The 22228-nt window shown below is 65.1% G+C and carries 20 protein-coding genes; 8 read left to right on the top strand and 12 right to left on the bottom strand.

What is annotated here, in order from left to right; all coding sequences use genetic code 11:
* Positions 1-136 precede the first annotated feature (136 nt).
* Positions 137-955 carry a 3-methyl-2-oxobutanoate hydroxymethyltransferase gene (gene panB, locus NUW87_RS06500; RefSeq protein WP_269027762.1) on the top strand — a complete coding sequence of 273 codons (819 nt, stop codon included), beginning with the start codon at positions 137-139 and terminating at the stop codon, positions 953-955.
* A 153-nt stretch (positions 956-1108) separates the two neighbouring features.
* Here panB and panC read toward each other — a convergent pair whose 3' ends face one another.
* Together panC and clpB are read right to left on the bottom strand one after the other, a co-directional pair.
* The gene (gene panC, locus NUW87_RS06495) at positions 1109-1903 is read right to left on the bottom strand and encodes a pantoate--beta-alanine ligase (RefSeq protein ID WP_269027761.1); all 795 of its coding nucleotides are present in this window, start codon (positions 1901-1903) and stop codon (positions 1109-1111) included.
* Between the two features lie 11 nt (positions 1904-1914).
* Positions 1915-4461, bottom strand: coding sequence for an ATP-dependent chaperone ClpB (clpB, locus tag NUW87_RS06490; protein WP_269027760.1), 2547 nt, complete (start codon positions 4459-4461; stop codon positions 1915-1917).
* Between the two features lie 230 nt (positions 4462-4691).
* On the opposite strand from clpB, the gene NUW87_RS06485 reads away from it, so the two are divergent.
* On the top strand, positions 4692-5147 hold the full coding sequence (locus NUW87_RS06485) for an HTH domain-containing protein (RefSeq protein WP_269027759.1): 456 nt from the start codon (positions 4692-4694) through the stop codon (positions 5145-5147).
* Between the two features lie 10 nt (positions 5148-5157).
* On the opposite strand, the gene NUW87_RS06480 is transcribed toward NUW87_RS06485, so the two are convergent.
* Positions 5158-6486 carry a sodium/glutamate symporter gene (locus NUW87_RS06480; protein ID WP_269027778.1) on the bottom strand — a complete coding sequence of 443 codons (1329 nt, stop codon included), beginning with the start codon at positions 6484-6486 and terminating at the stop codon, positions 5158-5160.
* A gap of 80 nt (positions 6487-6566) precedes the next feature.
* Here NUW87_RS06480 and NUW87_RS06475 point away from each other — a divergent pair, with 80 nt between their 5' ends.
* The gene (locus tag NUW87_RS06475) at positions 6567-7589 is read left to right on the top strand and encodes a ferredoxin reductase domain-containing protein (RefSeq protein ID WP_269027758.1); all 1023 of its coding nucleotides are present in this window, start codon (positions 6567-6569) and stop codon (positions 7587-7589) included.
* Here the strand turns inward: NUW87_RS06475 and NUW87_RS06470 are convergent.
* The gene (locus NUW87_RS06470) at positions 7579-8409 is read right to left on the bottom strand and encodes a carbon-nitrogen hydrolase family protein (protein WP_269027757.1); all 831 of its coding nucleotides are present in this window, start codon (positions 8407-8409) and stop codon (positions 7579-7581) included. The two genes, NUW87_RS06475 and NUW87_RS06470, sit on opposite strands and share 11 nt — an antisense overlap.
* A 91-nt stretch (positions 8410-8500) precedes the next feature.
* Here NUW87_RS06470 and NUW87_RS06465 point away from each other — a divergent pair, with 91 nt between their 5' ends.
* Genes NUW87_RS06465 through NUW87_RS06455 form a run of 3 tightly spaced genes read left to right on the top strand, consistent with a single transcriptional unit; the run spans position 8501 to position 11716 of the window.
* Entirely contained in the window at positions 8501-8752 is a 252-nt protein-coding gene (locus NUW87_RS06465; RefSeq protein WP_269027756.1) for a hypothetical protein, read from the top strand.
* Positions 8749-9894 carry an alpha/beta hydrolase gene (locus NUW87_RS11775; protein WP_269027755.1) on the top strand — a complete coding sequence of 382 codons (1146 nt, stop codon included), beginning with the start codon at positions 8749-8751 and terminating at the stop codon, positions 9892-9894. Before NUW87_RS06465 ends, NUW87_RS11775 begins: the two co-directional genes overlap by 4 nt.
* A gap of 58 nt (positions 9895-9952) precedes the next feature.
* Positions 9953-11716: a pyruvate dehydrogenase gene (locus NUW87_RS06455; RefSeq protein WP_269027754.1), complete on the top strand. Its 1764-nt coding sequence runs from the start codon at positions 9953-9955 to the stop codon at positions 11714-11716.
* A gap of 71 nt (positions 11717-11787) precedes the next feature.
* Here NUW87_RS06455 and NUW87_RS06450 read toward each other — a convergent pair whose 3' ends face one another.
* From NUW87_RS06450 to exaC, 6 genes are all read right to left on the bottom strand, one after another.
* Positions 11788-12213 carry a hypothetical protein gene (locus tag NUW87_RS06450; RefSeq protein ID WP_269027753.1) on the bottom strand — a complete coding sequence of 142 codons (426 nt, stop codon included), beginning with the start codon at positions 12211-12213 and terminating at the stop codon, positions 11788-11790.
* A gap of 25 nt (positions 12214-12238) precedes the next feature.
* On the bottom strand, positions 12239-12649 hold the full coding sequence (locus NUW87_RS06445; protein ID WP_035000174.1) for a heat shock protein transcriptional repressor HspR: 411 nt from the start codon (positions 12647-12649) through the stop codon (positions 12239-12241).
* Positions 12650-12670: 21 nt separating this feature from the next.
* Positions 12671-13852: a molecular chaperone DnaJ gene (gene dnaJ / locus NUW87_RS06440; RefSeq protein WP_239217439.1), complete on the bottom strand. Its 1182-nt coding sequence runs from the start codon at positions 13850-13852 to the stop codon at positions 12671-12673.
* Positions 13853-13997: 145 nt separating this feature from the next.
* The gene (grpE, locus tag NUW87_RS06435) at positions 13998-14693 is read right to left on the bottom strand and encodes a nucleotide exchange factor GrpE (protein ID WP_269027752.1); all 696 of its coding nucleotides are present in this window, start codon (positions 14691-14693) and stop codon (positions 13998-14000) included.
* A gap of 14 nt (positions 14694-14707) precedes the next feature.
* Entirely contained in the window at positions 14708-16549 is a 1842-nt protein-coding gene (dnaK, locus tag NUW87_RS06430) for a molecular chaperone DnaK (RefSeq protein ID WP_126857771.1), read from the bottom strand.
* Positions 16550-16793: 244 nt separating this feature from the next.
* A complete protein-coding gene (exaC, locus tag NUW87_RS06425; protein ID WP_239307547.1) occupies positions 16794-18314 on the bottom strand; it encodes an acetaldehyde dehydrogenase ExaC in 1521 nt (506 codons plus the stop codon).
* Between the two features lie 141 nt (positions 18315-18455).
* On the opposite strand from exaC, the gene NUW87_RS06420 reads away from it, so the two are divergent.
* Positions 18456-19859: an AI-2E family transporter gene (locus tag NUW87_RS06420; protein ID WP_336296916.1), complete on the top strand. Its 1404-nt coding sequence runs from the start codon at positions 18456-18458 to the stop codon at positions 19857-19859.
* Positions 19860-19903: 44 nt separating this feature from the next.
* The gene (locus NUW87_RS06415; protein ID WP_239217441.1) at positions 19904-20428 is read left to right on the top strand and encodes a type 1 glutamine amidotransferase domain-containing protein; all 525 of its coding nucleotides are present in this window, start codon (positions 19904-19906) and stop codon (positions 20426-20428) included.
* Positions 20429-20724: 296 nt separating this feature from the next.
* On the opposite strand, the gene NUW87_RS06410 is transcribed toward NUW87_RS06415, so the two are convergent.
* Both NUW87_RS06410 and NUW87_RS06405 read right to left on the bottom strand, forming a co-directional pair.
* Positions 20725-21291 (bottom strand): nucleosidase, encoded by a 567-nt coding sequence (locus NUW87_RS06410; RefSeq protein WP_239217442.1) that lies wholly within the window; start codon positions 21289-21291, stop codon positions 20725-20727.
* 6 nt (positions 21292-21297) lie between these two features.
* Positions 21298-22221 carry a sulfite exporter TauE/SafE family protein gene (locus NUW87_RS06405; protein WP_269027777.1) on the bottom strand — a complete coding sequence of 308 codons (924 nt, stop codon included), beginning with the start codon at positions 22219-22221 and terminating at the stop codon, positions 21298-21300.
* Positions 22222-22228: the final 7 nt, after the last annotated feature.

Here is a 22228-nt window from a genome sequence, read left to right as displayed (position 1 = left end):
ATGCAATGTCACTAAGTATGTTACCCATCACACTTATGGGACGCTAAGATTTACGACATATTAGAAAGAATACGTGCAGGTGACGGTCGTACATGCGAGACGGCAGCGGGGAAACCCGCTGGCCTAGACTGCATGCGTGACTGGATACCTTGCCCCCACCAAGAAAGTGCGCGTCGCTGATTTCGCACGCAAGAAAGCCGACGGCGAGAAGTGGGCGATGCTCACCGCGTACGACTACGCCACCGCGAGGGTGTTTTCCCAGGCCGGCATCGAGTGTCTCCTGGTCGGCGACTCCGCGGCCAACGTGGTCTACGGCTACGACACCACAAACCAGGTCTCCGTGGACGAGATGGCGTTCCTCGGCGCGGCCGTCGTACGCGGCGCGGGACATGCGCTGGTGATCATGGATCTGCCGTTCGGGAGCTACGAGGCTAGCGACGAGCAATGCGTCCGCACCGCCACCAACCTGATCAGCCGCACCGGCGCCCACATGGTGAAGTTGGAGGGAGGCGTGCGGATCGCCCCGCGCATCCGTGCGCTGAAAAGCGCAGGTCTGGCGGTGTGCGCCCACGTCGGCTTCACCCCGCAGTCCGTGGACAACCTGAGCGGGTTCAAGGTCCAGGGCCGCGACGCCGGGGCCGATCAGCTGCGTGACGACGTCCACGCGGTCGTCGAAGCCGGCGCCGACATGGTGGTCTTCGAAATGGTGCCCGCGGACTTAGCGGCGGAACTGACCGCCTCGTGCCCGGTCCCGACCGTCGGCATCGGCGCAGGTGCAGGCACCGACGCTCAGGTGCTGGTCTGGCACGACATGGCGGATATCCCCGCCGGCGACCACCGCGCGAAATTCGTCCGGAAGTTCGGCTCGGTGGGCGCGGATCTGGCCGCCGCGGCCGCCGACTACAAGCGCGCCGTGCACACCGGGGAGTTCCCGGGGCCGGAGCACGCGTTCTAGGCGGGTGCGGGGGTGGTCGGCGCTACTTTGCACAGCCCCTGGGCACTAAACCCTGGGTTCGCGCAAAAATCGGCCATTCCCAGGCTAAGGTTCCCAGGGTTTGCGGATCGAGGCGGGCGGAGTGGCGTGATGCAGCGGGAACGCGCCGCCGCGCTAGAGCTCGATCGGGGCGTTGTCCAGCAGCCTCGTCGATCCGACCTTCGCCGCCACGAGCAGGCGCGCCGGCCCCGTGTACCCCTCTGGCAGATCTGACATGTCGGGGGCGGTGGCAACGAGGTAGTCGAGGTGGAGTCCTTCGGTGGCGTCGAGAAGCAATTGTGCTTCGGCGAGGCTGCCGGTGGCCAGCGCCCGCGGGATAGCGAGGGCAACTGTGCGCTCCTCGGCGGAGAGGTAGCGGTTGCGCGAGGATAGCGCGAGGCCGTCGGTGTCGCGCACGATCGGGCAACCGTGGATACGCACGGGAAGGTGCAGGTCATCGACCATCTGCCGAATCAGCGCTAACTGCTGGTAGTCCTTCTCGCCGAAAAACGCGTCCGCGGCGCCGGTCAGGGCGAACAGCTTCGCCACCACCGTGAGCACGCCCGCGAAGTGCGTCGGCCGGGTTGCGCCCTCCAGCACCGCGCCGAGCGGACCGGGCTGGATCGTCGTGCGCGGGCCGTGCGGGTACATCGTCTCGGCGGAAGGCGCGAAGACAGCGTCGACGCCTTCCGCCTCAAGCTTGGCGACGTCATCGGCCAACGTCCGCGGATACGCCTCCAAGTCCTCGCCCGGCGCGAACTGCAGTGGGTTGACAAAGATGCTGACCACCACGGGGTTGCCCAGCGCTTTGGCTGCGCGGACGAGGGCGAGGTGGCCGCTGTGAAGGGCGCCCATAGTGGGCACGAGGGAGATGGGGCCGGCCGGAAGCGCCTTCGCCAGCGCTTCCGGGGTGTGCACGAGTTGGGTCATGCACCCATTATCTACCTCGCGGTGACGTCCAGGCCCTCGCCGCCGTCGGCGACGTCCACGTGGACGGTGTCGCCGTCGACGATCTCGCCCGCCAGCAGCTTCTTGGCCAGGCGGTCGCCGATGGCCTGCTGGATCAGGCGGCGCAGCGGGCGGGCACCGTAGGCCGGGTCGTAGCCGCGCTCGGCCAGCCAGGACTTCGCGGAATCCGACACGTCGAGGGTCAGGCGGCGGGCGGCGAGGCGCTCGGCCAGGCCGTCGAGCTGGATGTCCACGATGCCGACGAGCTGGTCCTGGCTCAGCGGGTCGAAGACCACCACGTCGTCGAGGCGGTTGATGAACTCCGGCTTGAAGTGGTGCTTCACCGCGTCCATGATCTGCTCGCGGTTGCCGCCGGCGCCCAGGTTGGAGGTGAGGATGACCACGGTGTTGCGGAAATCCACCGTCCTGCCCTGGCCGTCGGTGAGGCGCCCTTCGTCCAGGACCTGCAGGAGCACGTCGAAGACGTCCGGGTGCGCTTTCTCGACTTCGTCGAAAAGCACGAGCGAGTACGGACGACGGCGCACGGCCTCGGTGAGCTGGCCGCCGGCATCGAAGCCGACGTATCCCGGAGGGGCACCGACCAGGCGGGCGACGGAGTGCTTCTCGCCGTACTCGGACATGTCGATGCGGATCATGGCCGCCTCGTCGTCGAAGAGGAACTCCGAGAGCGACTTGGCCAGCTCCGTCTTACCCACGCCGGTGGGGCCGAGGAAGAGGAAGGAGCCGATCGGGCGGTTCGGGTCAGCCACACCGGCACGGGAGCGGCGCACCGCGTCGGAGACCGCGACGACGGCTTCCTTCTGCCCCACAACGCGCTCACCGAGCACGGACTCCATGTTCAGCAGCTTCTCCGTCTCGCCCTGCATCATCTTGCCGGCCGGGATGCCGGTCCAGGAAGACACGACGTCCGCGATGATGTCCGGGGTGACCTCCTCTTCCAGCATGGTCTTGTTGCTGGCCTCGGATTCCGTGCGCGCAACCTCAGCCTCGAGCTCCGGAATGCGGCCGTAGCGCAGCTCGGAGACCTTAGCGTAGTCGCCCTCGCGCTCCGCGATCTCGGACTCGTTGCGCAGACGCTCGAGCTCCTCCTTCGCGGACTGGACCTTGTTCACCTCCGCCTTCTCGTTCTCCCAGCGCGCCTTCATCTCGCCGAGGCGTTCACGCTGGTCCGCGAGCTCCTCACGCAGGTGCTCCAGGCGCTGCTCGGAGGCGGGGTCGGACTCCTTCTGCAGGGCAATCTCCTCGATCTCCAGGCGGCGCACGATGCGCTCGAGCTCGTCGATTTCCTGCGGGGAGGAATCGATCTGCATGCGCAGGCGTGAGCCGGCCTCGTCGACCAGGTCGATGGCCTTGTCCGGCAGGAAGCGGTTGGTGATGTAGCGGTTGGACAGCTCCGCCGCCGACACCAGCGCAGAGTCCTGGATGCGCACGCCGTGGTGCACCTCGTAGCGTTCCTTTAGGCCGCGCAGGATGCCGATGGTGTCCTCCACCGTCGGCTCGCCCACGTACACCTGCTGGAAGCGGCGCTCCAGGGCGGCGTCCTTCTCGATGTACTGGCGGTACTCGTCCAGCGTGGTCGCGCCGACCAGGCGCAGCTCACCGCGGGCGAGCAGCGGCTTGATCATGTTGCCGGCATCCATCGCGGAATCGCCAGACGCACCGGCACCGACGATGGTGTGCAGCTCGTCGATGAACGTGATGATCTGCCCGTTGGACTCCTTAATCTCGTCCAGCACGGCCTTCAGGCGTTCCTCGAACTCGCCGCGGAACTTCGCGCCCGCGACCATGGAGCCCAGATCCAGCGAGATCAGCGTCTTGCCCTTGAGTGACTCCGGCACGTCGCCGGCCACGATGCGGCGGGCCAGGCCCTCCACAATCGCGGTCTTGCCCACGCCCGGCTCACCGATGAGCACCGGGTTGTTCTTCGTGCGGCGGGAAAGCACCTGCACCACGCGGCGGATCTCCGAATCGCGCCCGATCACCGGGTCGATCTTGCCTTCGCGCGCACGTGCGGTCAGGTCGGTGGAGTACTTCGCCAGCGCCTGGAACTGGTCCTCCGGGTTCTCGGAAGTAACCTTCTTGCCGCCGCGCACGGAGGAGAAGGCCTCCTTCAGCGCCTCGAAGGTGGCGCCACGCTTGGTCAAAAGCTCAGCGGCGTCGTCGTTGCCCTTTGCAATGCCGGCGAGGAGCACGTCGGCGGAAACGAACTCGTCTCCAAGCTCGCCCGCGAGATCCTGCGCCGTGCTCAGCGCGACCTGCAGGTCCCGGTTGATGCCCGGGTTGGCCATGTTTTGTCCCTGCGCGCTGGGGTAGCCGCTAATCAGCTCGCCGGCCTCGCGCGCGACCGTCTCCGGGTCCACGCCGGTGGCCTTGAGCACCGGGGCGGCGATGCCGTCCTCCTGCTTCAACAGCGCCTCCAGCACGTGTGCCGGGCGCATCTCCGGGTTGCCGGCGGCGGAGGCGCGCATCTGCGCCTGCTGCAGGGCCTCCTGTGTCTTCTGCGTGTACTTGTTCGCCATGATGCCATGGTCCTTTCTTGCCTAATGTTTGTTCTGCACTAGGTGTAACGCACACGAAGTTGAGTCTGTTCCTGTCAACGGCAAAAAAGTTGCGCGGGGTTAGCTCACCTTGGGTAGAATTTTCCGTAGCACAAGCTCAACAAGGGGATGGGTACCAAAAAGTGAATGTGGCAAATATTTGCCACATTCCAAAAACACCACACCCGCCCCCAAAAACTTCAGGGGGAACCATGCACACGCCACCAGCTCTTCGGGGGTTAAAGCTCATCGAACTCATGCAATGGGGCCAGCGCTTCGCCGGCTGGGAGCTCTCGGAGCTCACCGGCATCAAACCGCGCACCCTCCGCAACTACTTCACTCAGCTCAAAGCCGCCGGATACTGCATCGAAAGCACGCCAGGCGCCGACGGTGAATATTGGTTAGACCCCGGGCACTACGTGTACCCGCTGCGCTTCACCAACGAGGAAGCGCGAACCATCGTCATCGCGCTCGACGTTCTCAGAACCGTCGCCCCACCCGATAGCCCGCTGATGCAAGACGCGAAAGTCCTCCACTACCTCATCGGCCGGCTCCTCCCGGGCGCCGCGTTGGACGAAGTGCGTCAGATGGGAAAGGAGGTGACGCGGGGGCTCATCAAGATGCGGGCGGTGTATACGGTTTGGGAGGAAACCGAAGGACGTCGATAAGCATCAAGCTTTACGACGATCTCGTGGCCGGTATCCACTTCATCGCGTACGCGAGCACGACCACCCCGACCGCAATCGCGAACGCGATCCAGCCAAAGATGGCGGTAAAGCCGGCGATCACCGCGATCGGCGCGATGATGGTGGTACCGATTTCGAACGGGGCGAACCCGACGTAGGCCACGCCGTACTCGTTGAGCGTGCCGGACTTCAGTTTCGGGTCCACCATCTTCAGCAGCGCGATGCCGGTGGCTACGGCGGCGGTGGCCCAGCCCCAGCCGAACAGGCCGCGCTCGAGCCACTGGTCGCCGAAGAAGGTCGGGCCGGCCCAGAACATCCACACCACGCAGAACAGGGTGCCCAGCACGAAGATGAGCACGAGCGCTTGCCAATAGCCCGCCAGTGCTGCGGGCACGATGGAGGCGATGCCGAAGGCGATCATGTAGTCCGTGGCGGCGCCGGAAACGGAGTTGATGGTGGAGCCGTCCAGGTAGTTCGGGCGGCCGACGAGCTTGAGCACCAGGCGGCCGATGAGCCCGATAACGAATGCCATGGCGAACAGCGGGATGGACACGTTGGACCACTGGTCCTTGATCACGCTGTTGACCATGTACGCGATGAGCACGGTGAACGCGATGAAGCCGGCGTGCAGCGCCAGCGGCTCGATGGACGAGGGGTTGGTGGTGGCCTTACCGATGGAGGGGCGCTCCGCTTCGTTGCGGATGTAGCCGGTGCGCAGGTCGTCAGGCAGGGTGCCAGCGAGCTGGGACGACTTGCCCTTGCGGATGCCCCAGTTGGCCATGATCACGCCGCCGACGATGGCCACCAGGGTGCCCACGGTGGCGGAGGTGAAGCCGATGGAGGACGCGCCCTCCACGCCGATTTCTTCGAGTGCGGAGCCCACGGCCGCCGCGGTGCCGAAGCCGCCGACGAAGCCGACCGGCAGCATCATGCCGAACCACGGCTCGGTGCCGAACACCGGCGCAAACACGTACAAGCCGAGCAGGATAAACAGGCCCCATTGGCCCATGAACATGGCGGTGGAATAGCCCCACATGTTGCGGGCGCCGGAGGCGACGGAGCCGCCGAGCTCCATCGAGTACGCCATGGAGGCGAACACCACCGCGATCAACAGCGTGGTGTACGTGCCCACTTGGTCAGACCAGTGGATCACGCCCAGCACCTCGTCGCCCAGCAGCAGGCCGAGCAGGCCTGCGGTGATCGGGGCAGGCAGCAGCAGCGCCTGCAGCACCTTCAGCCGGTTGCGCAGAATGTTGCCGACGATGAGCAGGACCGAGATCCAGCCGATGTCCGTAAGCAGCGTATACGGGGTGAATTCCACCACAGCACCTCTTTTCTATCCACTTATCACATTTCAACCGGGTGCAACTTTAGCCCACAGCCGCTAGGTAACCTGTTTTCATGCCTTCCGTTCCCTTTGCGCAGACGTTGCGCACCCATGGCCCGCAGGTCAGCCGCGCGTGGCGCGCCCGTTTTTCCGAGGCGTACCCGCAGGCGGAAATGATGCTGCCACCTGGAGACGAGATGCCGCCGCTTCTTTTGCGCGCCGCCCTCGCCGTGCTCGAACGCCCCGCCGAGGAAGTCCGCGACGAGCTCAAGGCGCTGGCGCTGGATCTGCGCCGCACGGGGTTTCCGGCTGAGGAGTACCCCAACGCTGTGCAGATGCTTATCGACGAAGGCGCTGACGCCGAAGCCGACCGCACCGCACTATCCGACGCGGCCGAGCTCATGCGCGATACCGCCTCACAGGCCGACTACGCCGGTGTACCCGCCGCCACCGCCGCCCAGGTGACCAGCGTGGCGCCCCACGGCGAGGTGCAGGTGGTGCGCCTGGAGGCAGGCACGCCGGTTCCGTATTCTCCCGGCCAGGTCATTCCTGTGATGTCGCCGAAGCGTCCGGGCGAGTGGACCGGCTTGGTCCCTGCGCTGCCATCCAACCCGCTCGGGCAGCTGGAGTTCCACATACCCGGCAACATTCCGTTGGAGCCTGGCGACTGGTTGACGTTGGGGGCGGCGCGCGGTGGGCTGCGCGAAGCCGTCGATAAGCAACTGCTCCTAGTTGCCGCCGAGGGCGGTTTCGCCGCGGCGAAGGCGCTGGTGTTCCACTGCCTGGAGCAGCCAGATCCGCCGGAGGTGCATCTGGTTATCGGCGCGCGCGAGCCCGGCGAGTGGTACGACACTACTGCGCTGGACGCGCTGGCCAAGGCCCAAAACTGGCTGGATATTACGTGGGTTGCGCAGTCGCGTGTGGGCGCGTCGCTGGAGCAGGTGGCCTCCGGCACCGGCATGTGGTGGGGCCGCGAGGTGATCGTGTGCGCGCAGCAAGAGCGGGCGATGAGCCTGGCCACTGCACTGGAGGTTGCCGGGGCGCAAGACGTGCAGACCGTCGTCCCCGATGCGGCGCCGGAGTGGTTCAGCGAATAGCGCTGTGCTCCCGAATCTCCGCCAGCGGAAGCTCCTTGCGCGCCTCGGTGGCGTCCGCCGGGTCGATTTCCACCACTAGCGTCTCTGGCCCGTAGCCGGCCTCCGCAAGCCGCTGGCCCGTCGGCCCCACCACCACAGAGTGGCCCGCGCCAGTGGGCCCTGAAGCCTCCCCGGCCTTGGTCTCGAAGTCCGGGCGGGCCTGGTCAGCGGCCGCGATGAACACCCCAGCATCCAGCGCACGCGCGACGGTGAGGATGCGCCACTGCTCCACCTTGCCCGGCCCGTCCGCCCAGCTCGTGGGCACCACAACCACTTTCGCGCCACGTTGAGCGAGCGCCTGGAACTGCTCCGGGAAGCGGATGTCAAAGCAGGTGGCCACCCCCACGGTCACGCCGTCGTGCTCGAACGTGACCAGCTTGTCCCCGGCGCGCACCGTGTCCGATTCCTTGTAGTTGAAGGCGTCGTACGTATGGATCTTGTCGTATCCCTTATGCGCCCCGCCGCCGGTGATCAGTGCGGTGTTATAGACGCGGTTGAACTCCTTGCCGTCCACGGTGTTCGTGTCCGCGGGGCGGAACATGCCGGCGACGATGGTGACGCGGAGCTCGTCGCTAAGCTTTTTCAGCCCTGTGGCGAACGGACCGTCCAGCTCCTCTGCCTGCGTATCCAGCCGCCCTTGCTCAAACGCCTGGCTGGTGGCCTCGGGCAAAACGATCAGCGTGGCGCCTTGGGCGGCGGCGTCGCGGATACGCGGTTCGATGGCGGACAAATTTTCCATCTTGTCGCCGCCGGCGGCAATTTGCAATAGCGCGATCTTCATGTGGACAACTCTAGGTGCGTCTCAAGGGAGTTATCCACAGATTCGGTTCAGGGTATTGCGTCGACTGTTGCGTTCGCGGATGGTTCGTTGCATGACATTTCTTCACCTGACCACAGACACCGCACCCGCCGCCCGCAGCTGCATCCGCAGCTTCACTACCCTTCCCACCGCCCAATTAAGCCCCTCGCGCTCCGCATCCGCGCTCGCGTCCTTGCAGGACACCGAGCATTTGCTTGTCGACGATTGCACGTCCCGCCTTGATACCCACCTCCATGAAGTCGCCGCGTTTGCGTCCGAAGTGGAGCAGGCAGATGCCCGATTCGGCAAGGAGTTGGCGCCGTGACGTACAAACCAGCACTGATCGCATCCGAATTGTTCGCTGCGGCAGCCGCCACCAGATTGGCCGCTGAGGGTGCGCGGGAACGGGCGGAACACGCGCCGTTTTCAGCCGCTGTGATTGCGGATTCCGGGTTCCGCGGCCCCGCGTTCGAGGCCTCTGCGGCCAGGTTTGCGGACTACGGCTCGTCGCTAGGCGCAAGCGCTGAGCGGCTAGAGCAAGCCTCGGTGGCTTTGGTCGTCGCCGCCACCCTGCAGCAGCAGTTTGACGAGGCCGCCGAGTTCATCGGCATGTACGCCCATTCGCGCGTTGTGCTCTGGCTCAACGGAATGTCCATGATGCTGGATCTGAGGCTGTCACGGACCCTGTTGGGCGCAGCCGGCAAGGAACAGGACTACGACCCGCTGTTTGACCACCCGGACGAGTCCTTCGAATCGCTGCACGCCCGGCACGCACAAACGGTGCCAGCGTCCACGATGGCAGCCGTGGACGACGCGGGCGGCGTGATCCTCGAGGCCGGTCCGGCTGCAACCACGGTCCTAGTCGGCGACGCGGTGGACCCCTCACGCGTGATCACCATGGTCGCGGGTGCGACCACCGGCACACCCTCGAAGCTGCCGGGCGAGCTGGACAAAGCCCAGATGCTGTCGGAACAGACCGGAGCTGCGGTGGTGGTGTGGCAAGGCTACGCCCCTCCCCCGCTGCTCACGGACGCAGCCTCGCCCCACCGCGCACATGCCGGCGCGGACGACCTTGCAATGTTCCAGGCCGCGTTGGAGGAGCGCTTCCCCGACGCGCAGAAGACCGTGATCTCCCACAGCTACGGCACGCTTTTGGCCACGAAGGCGGCGCACCAGCACGGGTTGCTTGCGGACGACCTGTGGATCCTGGGCAGCGCAGGCGTCTCGGGCGAGCACGTCTCGGAGCTGACCCTGGCTGGGCCCGAAGCGACGGTGCACGTGGTCGATTCCCCCGAAGACCCGATCCTTATGTTGCGCTCCGGTCCGACGGCGGCGATCGGCTCGTCGCCGTCGTACATCGGGTGGGGCGGCGAGCGTGTGCTGGGAGTCAGGGGCGGGCACACCGATTACTTCACAGACCCCGCGTTTCTGTCTGCTTTGCAACAGCGCGCCGACCCAGATGCGTGAATGTCGTTACCATGGCGCATGTTGAATGAAACGACTAATCAGGAGATATAGGTAGACAATGCCCAATTTTGCAGAACAAGTGGTCAAGCGCCTAGAGGACCAAGGCGTCAAGCGCATTTACGGCCTTGTGGGCGATTCGCTCAACCCGCTGTCCGACGCCGTGCGTCAGAGCGACATCGAATGGGTGCACGTGCGCAATGAGGAGGCCGCCGCGTTCGCCGCTGGCGCCGATTCCCTGGCCGCCGACGAGCTCGCCGTGTGCGGCGCTTCCTGCGGCCCGGGCAACACCCACTTCGTGCAGGGGCTGTTCGAGTCCCACCGCAACGGCGCGAAGTTGCTTGCCATTGCGTCGCACATCCCCACCATGGAGATCGGCTCCTCCTTCTTCCAGGAGACCCACCCGGAGCTTCTGTTCCAGGAGTGCTCCTCCTACTGCGAGGTTGTCCACGAGGCGGACCAGGGCATGCGCGTGCTGCACAACGCCCTGCAGAACACCCTGGCAGGCAACGGCGTGTCTGTGATGATCGTGCCTGGCGACGTCTTCGCCGCCGACACCGCCGATGGTCCGCACACCGCGGACTCCGTCTACGCCACCGGCGCCAACAAGCGCATCTACCCTGACCCGCACGAGGCTGCCCGCCTGGTGGAGGCAATTAACAAGGCCGACAAGGTCACCCTGTTCTGCGGCTACGGCGCACGCGACGCTCGCGACGAGGTCTTCGCCCTGGCGGAGAAGATCAAGTCCCCGATCGGCCACTCCTTCCGCGGCAAGATGTACTTCGAGTACGACAACCCGTATGACGTGGGCATGTCCGGTCTGCTCGGCTACGGCGCTTGCCTGGACGCGATGGAAGAGTCCGACCTGTTCATCATGGTGGGCACCGACTTCCCGTACACCGACTGGCTGCCGGACGAGAACGTCGCGCAGATCGACATCGACGGCACCCACATCGGCCGTCGCACCAAGGTGGACTACCCGGTCGTCGGCGACGTGAAAAGCGTCATCGAAAACATCCTCCCGCACATCGAGGAGAAGTCCGACCGCAAGTTCCTGGACAAGATGCTCAAGCGCCACTACCAGCTGCTGGACCACGTGGTGAAGAGCTACACCTCCAAGGCCTTCGAGTCCAAGAAGCCGATCCACCCGGAGCTCGCCGCATCCGTGCTGGACGAGCTCGCGGACGACGACGCGTACTTCACCGTCGACACCGGCATGTGCAACGTGTGGTCCTCGCGCTACCTCACCCCGAACGGCAAGCGCGACGAGGCCGCATCGTTCCTTCACGGCACCATGGCCAACGCCCTGCCGATGGCCATCGGCGTGCAGGCGGCGTTCCCGGACCGCCAGGTCATCTCTTGGTCCGGCGACGGCGGGTTGGGCATGCTCATGGGTGAGCTGCTCACCATCAAGCTGCACCAGCTGCCGGTGAAGGTGATCTGCTTCAACAACTCCTCGCTGGGCATGGTGAAACTGGAGATGATGGTGGCCGGCATGCCGTACTTCGGCACCGACCACGAGCAGGCCAACTACGCCGAGATTGCCAAGGGTGTGGGCATCAAGTCCTTCCGCATCGAGGACCCGGACGACCTCGAGCCCGTGCTCAAGGAGGCCCTGGCCTACGACGGCCCGGTGCTCGTGGACATCGTCACCGACCCGGAGGCGCTGTCGCTGCCGCCGGGAATCACCTGGGACATGATGAAGGGCTTCACCAAGTCCGGCGCCCGCACCGCGTTCCTCGAGGGCGGCGTTGGCCGCCTGTTCAACCTGGCCAAGTCCAACCTCCGCCACATTGGCGGCGCCGCGGCCATCGAGTTCGGATAGTCGCAAGTTAACAACAAACGCCCGCGCTGAACGTGTTCATTGCGCGGGCGTTTGGCGTTTCCGTCGGTGCCTCAGCTGCTCTTTCTTTTCCACACCGAGAAAGCGATGAGGCGCCGCAGGGCTGCCGAAACACCAGTCAACAAAATTGCTGCCACGACATACGGCATGATGCCCGGCAGCACGCCGTACGGGCTGTCAACCTTGATCATCACCACGGTGGCGAGAACGCCTACGGCGACGTACGCAATATCTCCCCAGAACTGGTTCAACGGCTGACGCTGCAGCGGTATACCCAACACCAAGCACAGCAGATAAATACCCACAAAGGCCGGGGCGACAAAGATGAGCGCGAAACCAAACCCGGCGCTGATTTCCTTTTCTGCGTCGTCCGCCACCATCCACGCGAACGCCGCTACGAGAAAAATCGCTTCCGGGACACGCAAACGCCACGCGCCGGAGTCTTTGAGCGGCGGAGCTGCGCCAGCATGGGTTGCCATGCGGCCGAGTATAAAACTCCGATCGCTACCGCGCGCTGCGCCGGCGGCGTCGAGAAGCAGCTGGCTCCCACGTGACCACCGCGGTGGAGCGGGGCACATGCACCAGCTCACCGCCGCGGCGAGTACCGGTCTGCAGCTTCTGGCGCAGCTCCTCGTTGTGGCCGCGTTGGGTTTCCAGTTCGTCCTGGAGGTCCTCGATCTGCTGGGAGAGCTCGATGATCGTCTTAATGCCGGCGAGGTTGACGCCCTCCTCCTGAGAGAGGTACTGGATGCGGCGCAGCATGGAGATGTCGCGCCGCGAGTAGCGGCGGCCGCCGCCCTTGGTGCGCATCGGCGTGACCAGGCCGAGCCGGTCATAGGTGCGCAGCGTCTGCGCGTGCATGCCGGTCAGCTCAGCGGCGACGGAAATGACAAAGTACTCCTGTTTTTCATCCATCGTCTGCACCTCCTTCCTGGGCTAGAGCCCGGCCCACCCGGCGCGCGGGTCGAAGCCGGAGTCTTTTTCAGCCTGGGCATAGGCGCGCAGCGCGGAGGTGGCGGACGGATCCAGGTCCTTGGGTACCTTCACCTCGACGGTGACCATCAGGTCGCCAGCGCCGGAGCGCTTCGGGATGCCGCGGCCCTTCACACGCAGGGTGCGCCCGTTCGGGGTACCAGCCGGCACCTTCACCTTCACCGGGTTGTCCAGGGTGGGCACCGTGATGGTTGCGCCGAGGGCGACCTCGGAGAACGCGACCGGGACAGTGACCTCGAGGTCGTCTCCCGAGCGGGTGAACACCTCGTCGTTGCGCACGTGCACGGTGACGAACAGGTCGCCAGCGGGCGTGCCGTTCGGACCCGCCTCGCCTTGGCCTGCCAAGCGCACCTTCTGCCCGTCGATCACGCCGGCGGGGATGCGCACGGTGATCGAGCGGGTGCGCCGCACAGTGCCGGTGCCGCCGCAGGTGTCGCACGGGTCCTCGATGATCTCGCCGGTGCCGCCGCAGTTCGTGCAGGGACGTGCCATGCCGAAGGCGCCGGAATTCTCGCGGATGTAGCCGGAGCCGGAGCACATCTGACAGGTGTGCGTCTTGCCGTCCTTGGAGCCGGAGCCGTGGCAGGTGGTGCACGGCGCTTCGCCGGTGAGCTCGACCGGGATGGTCGTGCCCTTGGCGGCCTCGCGGAAGTCGAGGGTTATTTCCGTTTCGACGTCGGCCCCCCGCGACGGCCGAGCGTTCCTGCCAGCACCGCCGCGGCCGCCAAAGAAGCCACCGAAGATATCACCAAGGCCGCTGTCTCCAGCTTGTCCACCAGCGGCTGATCCGAAGATGTCGGAGAGGTCGAATTCCGCTTCCGTGCCGCGAAACCCGCCCGGAAAGCCGGAGCCTCCTCCCCGCCCGAACCGGCCGAAGCCGCCCGAGCTGATCATGGATTTCAGCTGGTCGTATTCCTTGCGCTTCTGCTCGTCGCCGACAACGTCGTACGCCTCGGCCACCCGCTTAAATTTCTCCTCCGCCTTTTTGTTGCCGGGGTTGGAGTCGGGGTGGTTTTCGCGTGCGAGCTTGCGGTATGCCTTCTTGATGTCTGCAGCGCTTGCCGACGAGCTCACGCCCAAGTCGCCGTAATAGTCCTTATCGGCCCATTCTTGTTGCATAGCCATCTCGCACCCTCCTTTCCTCTACAAAGAGTATTGAGTCTGTCTCGCTAAAGTTTGTTCACTAATTCATCTAAGTACAAAGGCCGGGGACGAGGCCGCGTGGGTCCGCGCTACCTCATTCCCCGGCCCTTCCATCCGAGCGATTTACTTACTCGGTTGTGTCGGCTTCTGGCTCGCCGGCCGGCTCAGCAGGCTCGGCGGGATCGGCGATGATCACCATGGCGTTTCGCACCAGGCGGTCCCCGATCATGTAGCCCTTGCGCAGCACCGTGCCCACGGCCTTGGTGTCGCCCTGGGAGAGGTCCTGCACCGCCTCATGGATCTCCGGGTTGAACGCGTCGCCCTCGGCACCGAACTCCTTGATACCCTGGCCGGCAACGATCGAGCGGAACTTGTCGGCAAAGGCCTTCAGCGGGCCCTGCTCCAGGTCGCCGTGCTGCTCGGCCAGATCCAGGTCGTCCAAAAGCGGCAGCAGCTGTGTGGCGAACTTCGCCTTGGCAGTGTTGGCCAACTCGCCGCGCTCGCGCTCGGTGCGGCGGCGGTAGTTCGCGTACTCGGCGCTGACCCGCTGGAGGGACTCAGTGCGCTCCGCCAGCTGCAGCTCGATGTCGCTGACTGCGCCGTCGCCGTCTGCGTCCGGATCGATCTCGTTCTCCGCGATCTTCGCGGCGTCCTCGAGCTCGGCGTCCGCGGCTAAGAGAGGGTCTTCGTCCGTCGCAAGCGCCTCGGACTCAGCAGCCTCGTCGGCGAGGTTTTCCGCCTGGTCGGGGGACACGTACTCGGGGTCCGTGGCCTCCGGAGCGCCCGGGTTGTCGGGCATCTGCTCGTCGTGCGGATTCGTCATCAGACGTCGCCTCCTTACTTGTTATCGGAATCGGTTGCGTCGTCGTCCTCGACAACCTCAGCGTCGACCACGTTGTCGTCGCCGTCGGCCGCATCGGCCTGGGTTGCACCCTCGTTCGCCTGGGCCTCGTACAGCGCGGTACCCATTGCCTGGGACTCGGTGTTGAGCTTCTCCACTGCGGACTTGATGGCATCCAGGTCCTCGCCCTTGAGTGCCTCGTCCACAGCATCTGCTGCCTCGGTCACACGGCCCTTGATGTCCTCCGGCAGCTTCTCGCCGTTTTCATCCATGAACTTGCGGGTCTGGTACGCCATGGTCTCCGCGTTATTGCGGGTCTCCTGCTCCTCGCGGCGCTTCTTGTCCTCGTCGGCGTGAGCCTCGGCGTCCTTGATCATGCGATCGATCTCTTCGTCGGACAGACCGGAGCCGTCCTGGATCTTGATCGTGTTCTCCTTACCGGTGGCCTTGTCCTTCGCGGACACGGACACGATGCCGTTGGCGTCGATGTCGAAGGTGACCTCGATCTGCGGCACACCACGCGGAGCCGGTGCGATGCCTGCCAGCTCGAAGGAGCCGAGCAGCTTGTTCGCGGACGCGATCTCGCGCTCGCCCTGGAAGACCTGGATCTGCACGGACGGCTGGTTGTCCTCAGCCGTGGTGAAGGTCTCCGAACGCTTCGTCGGGATGGTGGTGTTGCGCTCGATGAGCTTGGTCATCACGCCGCCCTTGGTTTCGATGCCGAGGGAAAGCGGAGTGACGTCGAGAAGCAGCACGTCCTTAACGTCGCCGCGCAGCACGCCAGCCTGCAGGGCAGCACCCAGTGCCACGACCTCGTCCGGGTTGACGGACTTGTTCGGCTCCTTGCCGGTCAGTTCCTTCACCAGCTCGGACACGGCCGGCATACGGGTGGAGCCGCCAACCAGAACCACGTGGTCGATGTCGCCGACGGACATGCCGGCGTCCTTGACCACCTGATTGAACGGGCTCTTAGTGCGGTCCAGCAGGTCAGAGGTGATCTTCTGGAACTCGGTGCGGGTCAGCGTCTCGTCCAAGAACAGCGGGTTCTTCTCGGAGTCCACCGTGATGTACGGCAGGTTGATGGAGGCCTGCTGTGCGGAAGACAGCTCGATCTTGGCCTTCTCCGCGGCCTCGCGCAGACGCTGCATAGCCATCTTGTCCTTGGACAGGTCAACGCCGTTCTGGGACTTGAACTTGTCCACGAGCCACTCAACTACGCGGTTATCCCAGTCGTCGCCGCCGAGCTCGTTGTCGCCGGCGGTAGCCAGCACCTCGACGACGCCGTCGCCGATCTCCAGCAGGGACACGTCGAAGGTGCCGCCGCCCAGGTCGAAGACCAGGATGGTCTCTTCCTTCTCGTTCTTGTCCAGGCCGTAAGCCAGAGCAGCCGCGGTCGGCTCGTTAACAATGCGCAGCACATCCAGGCCCGCGATCTGGCCAGCCTCCTTGGTGGCCTGACGCTGAGCGTCCTCGAAGTAGGCCGGGACGGTAATAACAGCCTCGGTGACCTCCTCACCGAGGTATGCCTCAGCGTCGCGCTTCAGCTTCTGCAGGGTACGAGCGGAGATCTCCTGCGGGGTGTACTTCTTGTCGTCGATCTCCACGGTCCAGTCCTCGCCCATGTGGCGCTTGACGGAACGGATGGTGCGGTCGACGTTGGTTACCGCCTGGTTCTTCGCGGACTGGCCAACCAGAACCTCGCCGTTCTTCGCGAACGCGACGACGGACGGGGTGGTGCGGGAGCCCTCCGCGTTAGCGATCACAACCGGCTCGCCGCCCTCAAGGACGGAGACGACCGAGTTCGTGGTGCCAAGGTCAATACCAACTGCACGTGCCATAAGAGTTATTCCTCCTGTTGAGAAGTGGTTTATCAGTAAGTTGATGTGCTCCGACTCAACTTGACGGCCACCACTATAACACCGGCGGCGACGTACTTGAGTCTGTCGCACTCATAGGTAACAACGGCACGTACGCCAAAGTTGTTCCCACTAAGCGCAACTTTCTTTGTTTTCGCAGGCCAACGCATAGAAAAACCTCCGGATACGTGGGTAACCGGAGGTTGAAACGTCGACAAGCAACTGCTTAGAACAAGCCAGTCTCCTGCTCGGAGTAGGACACCAGAAGGTTCTTGGTCTGCTGGTAGTGGTCCAGCATCATCAGGTGCGTCTCGCGGCCGATACCGGACTGCTTGTAGCCGCCGAACGCCGCGTGGGCCGGGTAGGTGTGGTACTGGTTCACCCACACGCGACCAGCCTGAATGGCGCGGCCGGCCTTGTACGCCGTGGTACCCGAGCGCGCCCACACGCCCGCGCCCAGACCGTAGATGGTGTCGTTGGCAATCGAGATGGCCTCATCGAAATCCTTGAACGTGGTCACGGACATCACCGGGCCGAAGATCTCCTCCTGGAAAATGCGCATGTCGTTGGTGCCCTTGAACACGGTCGGCTCGATGTAGAGGCCGTTTTCCAGGCCGTCGATCGTGTTCACGCCGCCGCCGGTGAGCACTTCCGCGCCCTCCTGCGGGCCGAGCTCCAGGTAGGACTGGATCTTGTTCATCTGCTCGGTGGAGGCTTGCGCGCCCATCATGGTGTCAGTGTCCAGCGGGTTGCCGGTCTTGATCTGCTTGACGCGCTGCACGCCGAGCTCCAAAAACTCATCCGCAATGGACTCGTGCACCAGCGCACGCGACGGGCAGGTGCACACCTCACCCTGGTTCAGCGCGAACATGGCGAAGCCCTCGACCGCCTTCTTCTTGAAGTCGTCGTCCTTTTCAAAGATGTCCTCGAAGAACAACGCCGGGGACTTGCCGCCAAGCTCGAGAGTGACCGGGATGATCTTGTCCGCCGCAGCCTTGTTGATGATCTTGCCCACCTCGGTGGAGCCGGTGAAGGCGATCTTGGCAATACGGTCGGAGCCGGACAGCGCCGCACCCGCCTCGTCGCCCATGCCGTTGACGATGTTCAGCACGCCCGCCGGGATGAGGTCGCCGACAAGATCCATCAGGTACAGGATCGACGCCGGAGTCTGCTCCGCCGGCTTGAGCACGATCGCGTTGCCCGCCGCCAGCGCCGGGGCGAGCTTCCAGGCGGCCATGAGCAGCGGGAAGTTCCACGGGATGATCTGACCGACCACGCCGAGCGGCTCGTTGAAGTGGTAGGCGACAGTGTCCTCGTCGATCTGGCTCAGACGGCCTTCCTGCGCGCGCAGTGCGCCCGCGTAGTAGCGGAAGTGGTCGATGGCGAGCGGGATGTCGGCGGCGAGCGTCTCGCGCACGGCCTTGCCGTTTTCCCAAGTCTCCGCCACCGCGAGCTCCTCGAGGTGCTCTTCCATGCGGTCAGCGATCTTCAGCAGCACCATTGCGCGCTCCGCCGGGGAGGTCTTGCCCCAGGCGGGCGCGGCCTTGTGCGCGGCGTCGAGCGCCAAGTTGATGTCGGCCTCTTTGCCTCGCGCGACCTGGCAGAACACCTCGCCAGTGACGGGGGTGATGTTGTCGAAGTACTCGCCGTCCACTGGGGCGACCCAGTCGCCGCCGATGTAGTTGTCGTAGCGCTCGCGGTACTTGACGTTTGAGCCTTCGGTTCCGGGGTTCGGGTAGACAGTCACTTCCATGCCTTTCTTACATCAGGGTCCGTTTGTGGTACACGCTACACTCGTATCCGTGTGTGGTCTAGGGCATTGTTCTTGACGTCGGCCCTCCGGCCCCACGACATATGCATTAACCAGCATCTCTGGCACAATGAGCGCGTGACTAAACACGAAAACAACGACTACGTCGGCGCGCTCGACACCGCCGTCGACGACGTCCGGATGCTGCCCACCCCGGCAGACGCGGCCCAGGAGCTCTCCAAAGAGCCCGTAGACCGCGGCGACATCATCGCCTCTGACGGCCGCACCGCCGCCGCCTGGGCGCTGCGCTTCATCATCATCGTCGCCGCCACCGCGATCCTGCTTTACCTGCTCAAATGGGTGTGGATGGGGCTTTTGCCCATCCTGCTGGCCCTGATCCTTGCCACGGTGCTGTGGCCGCCGGTGCGCTGGATGCGGAACCACAAGATCCCCGCCGCCCTCGCGGTGTTCATCACGCTGATCGGCACCTTTGGCATCCTCGGCGGCATCATCGCCGCGATGGCGCCGACCGTGAAGTCGCAGGGCACCGAGCTCGGCCACCAGGCCGAACAAGGCATCAACCAGATCATCTCCTGGCTCAAGGAGCAGAACTTCACCTTCCTCGAGCCGGAACGTATCCAGCAGGCCGTGGACCAGGCCACCGCGTTTGTCAAGGGTCAGGCGTCGAACATCGCCTCCGGGGTGTTCTCCGGCATCGGCGCGATTACGTCGGTAGGCACCACGCTCGCGTTGACCCTGGTGCTGCTGTTCTTCTTCCTTAAGGACGGCGACCGCTTCCTGCCCTGGGTACGCAAGTACACGGGCGTGCGCGCCGGCTGGCATCTCACCGAGGTATGCATGCGCTCTTGGAACACCCTGTCCGGCTTCATCCGCACCCAGGCCATCGTGTCCATGGTGGACGCCATCTTCATCGGTTTGGGGCTGCTCTTCCTCGGCGTGCCGCTGTGGCCGGTGCTGGCTGTGGTGACCTTCTTCGCCGGCTTCATCCCGATCGTGGGTGCCATCTCCGCTGGCGCTCTCGCCGTGATCATCGCGCTGGTGTCCAACGGGTTCATGAACGCGGTGTTCGTGCTGATCCTCATCATCGCCGTGCAGCAGCTGGAGGGCAACGTCCTCTCCCCGATCCTGCAGTCCCAGGCCATGGGCCTGCACGCCGCTGTGGTCCTGCTCGCCGTCGCTGTGGGCGGCACCCTGTTCGGCATCGTCGGCGCATTCCTGGCCGTGCCGGTCGCCGCCGTCGCCGCAGTGTGGCTGCGCTACTGGGCCGAGATGGTCTCGCTGCGCTCCGGTGAGATCACCGCCGACGAGATAGCCATGGCCACGCAACAAACCCAAACCATGGATTCGAAGACGTCCTTCCTCGCCGTGCGCGACCACATGATGCGCATGGCAAAGCGAGAAAAGTCCAACACCAAGGTCCCCGTCAAGGAAGGGCTCGGCTCCACCCGCGTGCCCCTGGGCGAGGCCGAGGGAGAACCCGACGTCCCGGGCCGCACCCACGCCATCAAGGACGAAGAATAGGTACGGTGGGCGCCGTACTTACTCATCGACGAAAGGACGAAACCATGGCTGACCTCAACGGCAAGAACGTCGCAATCATCGCCACGAACGGCTTCGAAGATTCGGAGCTGACCTCCCCGAAGGAAGCCGTGGAGTCCGCCGGAGCGACCGCCAAGGTCATCTCCACCGAAACCGGTGAGATCGAAGGCAAGAAGGGCGCGAAGGTGGCTGTCGACGCCAAGACGGCCGACGCCTCCGCCGACGAGTTCGACGCCCTTATCCTGCCCGGCGGCACCATTAACGCCGACACCATCCGCACCGACGCCGACGCAGTGGCACTGGTCAAGGCGTTCAAGGACGCCGGCAAGCCGATCGGCGTGATCTGCCACGGCGGCTGGATCCTCGCCGATGCCGACGTGCTCAAGGGCGTGAAGCTCACCTCCGTGGCCAACGTCAAGACCGACCTGGCCAACGCCGGCGCCAACTGGGTCGACGAGGAGGTTGTGGTCGACTCTGGCTTCATCTCTTCCCGCACCCCGGACGACCTGCCGGCGTTCAACGCCACGCTCGTGGAGGAGTTCGCGAAGTAGGGCCCTGTTCCCTCCGTCAGACCCCCAGTACGAAACCCCTATTAAGCGCCATTTTCGCGCTTAATAGGGGTTTCGTGCTCTGGGTTTGTGGTGCCTCCACATCGCTGCGGGCTCATCTGCTAGTTGCCCAAAAGTGGAACTAGCAGATGAGCTCCTTACTGGCACCTGGTTCCAACATCACCTGGGACAACAGAAAGTTGGACACTTGATCTGCTAGTTGGGCGTGCGGGGCAACTAGCAGATTCGCAAAATGAGGCGCAGGGAGCGGTCGCCGGGGGCGCAGCGGCCCCGGGCGATTAGCGCAGGTGCTCGCGCAGCGCCTGCTCCAGTTCCACGCGGGCGCGCTCGAGGGCGGCCTCCCACACCTCGGAGGCGGACTCATCGGCGGAGTCGGAGACCTGCTTGAGCAGCGTCAGCGGCACGCCGAAGGTGGAACACACCGCGGCCAGGGCATAGCCCTCCATGTCCACGAGCTGGCACTCGCGGGCGAGCTCGTCGCGCAGATCGGAGCGGTTCACAAACGCGTCGCCGGTGGCGAGCTTGGCCTTGGGGAGCTCGGTCAGCGGGTCGAACGAGAACCAGCGGGGGTAGACAAAGTCGGTGATCTCAGAGGTGCCGCCGACTTTGAAGTCGTGCTTGACGGCATCGGAGACCTCGTAGACGCCAGGCTCCAAGTCCACCAGGGCGCCGGCGGTGCCGACGTTGATCACGCGCGACGGCAGCGGCCCGGAAGACAGGCGGCGGGTCAGCGCGATCGCGGCGGGCAGGGTGCCGATGCCGGTGATCAGCACCTCGTGGTCGCCGCCGGACATGATGTCCGCGGCCTCTTCTTTCATGGCTGCGACGATAAGCAAGTCAGACATGGTTGTTTATCGTAGGCGGGCTGGCTCCGGGTCGACCACTGTCGCTCCCTCGCGCTCCCCAGCGGCCCGCGAGTTCTGGCGCGCCTTGAGCACGCCACGTACGGACAGGGCCGCCCCGAGCACCAGAACCAACACGCGCACGACCCACAGTCCGGAGTCCACGCCGAGGAACTTCAGCACCACCGGCAGGTTCAGAAACACGATCAAGGTGCCCACGACCCCGCCGAGGGCGATGGGGTTCATGCGCGTGACCACCCACGCTCCGATAGGCGCGGCGACAACTCCGCCCGCCAGCAGCGCGAGCACCCCAGCGAGGTTAGCCATCAAATCGTGCCACATCCCCACCGCAAACCCGAGGGTGGCGGCCGTGGTGACCAGGAACTCGGCGGTGGTGACGGTACCGACGATGCGTCGCGGTTCAGCGCGCCCGGCGGACAGCAGCGTCGAGGTGGTCACGGGCCCCCAGCCACCGCCGCCGGTGGCGTCCACAAACCCGCCGAACAGGCCCAGCCCGGCCAAAAACCCGCGGGAGTGAGGTTTTTCCACCAGCTTGCGCTGGGTCAGCCCGCGTGCGAAACGCAGCATCAGGTTCAGCCCGATCAGGGCCAGAATGAGCGACATCACCGGCCGCGCGGCTTCGGTGGACAGGCGCACCAGCACCGTCGCGCCGAGGAAAGCGCCGATTGCGCCGGGGATGCCGATGGCGAACGCGGTGCGCCAGTCCACGTTGCCGAAGCGGGTGTGCGCCACGCCGGAGGCGAGGGTGGTGCCCAGTTCGGCGGTGTGCACGACGGCGGACGCGGCCGCGGGGGTCAGCCCGGCCAGTGCGATGAGCATGGTGGACGAGGTGGCACCGAAGCCCATGCCGAGGCCGCCGTCGACAAGTTGGGCGGCCAGCCCGGCCACGGCGATGAGCAGCAGCGTCTCAATCTTGTAC

The organism is Corynebacterium pilbarense (assembly GCF_026930265.1).
Lineage (GTDB): Bacteria > Actinomycetota > Actinomycetes > Mycobacteriales > Mycobacteriaceae > Corynebacterium > Corynebacterium pilbarense.
This window is presented reverse-complemented; position numbering and strand designations above follow the sequence as displayed.

Excerpts from the sequence above, each read along its gene's own strand:
- dnaJ (WP_239217439.1), bottom strand. The coding sequence starts at position 13,852 with ATGGCTATGCAACAAGAATGGGCCGATAAGGACTATTACGGCGACTTG.
- grpE (WP_269027752.1), bottom strand. The coding sequence starts at position 14,693 with ATGACGAATCCGCACGACGAGCAGATGCCCGACAACCCGGGCGCTCCG.
- NUW87_RS06470 (WP_269027757.1), bottom strand. The coding sequence starts at position 8,409 with ATGAAGATCGCGCTATTGCAAATTGCCGCCGGCGGCGACAAGATGGAA.
- panC (WP_269027761.1), bottom strand. The coding sequence starts at position 1,903 with ATGACCCAACTCGTGCACACCCCGGAAGCGCTGGCGAAGGCGCTTCCG.
- NUW87_RS06455 (WP_269027754.1), top strand. The coding sequence starts at position 9,953 with ATGCCCAATTTTGCAGAACAAGTGGTCAAGCGCCTAGAGGACCAAGGC.
- NUW87_RS06415 (WP_239217441.1), top strand. The coding sequence starts at position 19,904 with ATGGCTGACCTCAACGGCAAGAACGTCGCAATCATCGCCACGAACGGC.
- NUW87_RS06450 (WP_269027753.1), bottom strand. The coding sequence starts at position 12,213 with ATGGCAACCCATGCTGGCGCAGCTCCGCCGCTCAAAGACTCCGGCGCG.
- NUW87_RS06410 (WP_239217442.1), bottom strand. The coding sequence starts at position 21,291 with ATGTCTGACTTGCTTATCGTCGCAGCCATGAAAGAAGAGGCCGCGGAC.
- NUW87_RS06475 (WP_269027758.1), top strand. The coding sequence starts at position 6,567 with ATGCCTTCCGTTCCCTTTGCGCAGACGTTGCGCACCCATGGCCCGCAG.
- NUW87_RS06465 (WP_269027756.1), top strand. The coding sequence starts at position 8,501 with ATGACATTTCTTCACCTGACCACAGACACCGCACCCGCCGCCCGCAGC.
- dnaK (WP_126857771.1), bottom strand. The coding sequence starts at position 16,549 with ATGGCACGTGCAGTTGGTATTGACCTTGGCACCACGAACTCGGTCGTC.
- NUW87_RS06445 (WP_035000174.1), bottom strand. The coding sequence starts at position 12,649 with ATGGATGAAAAACAGGAGTACTTTGTCATTTCCGTCGCCGCTGAGCTG.
- clpB (WP_269027760.1), bottom strand. The coding sequence starts at position 4,461 with ATGGCGAACAAGTACACGCAGAAGACACAGGAGGCCCTGCAGCAGGCG.
- NUW87_RS06485 (WP_269027759.1), top strand. The coding sequence starts at position 4,692 with ATGCACACGCCACCAGCTCTTCGGGGGTTAAAGCTCATCGAACTCATG.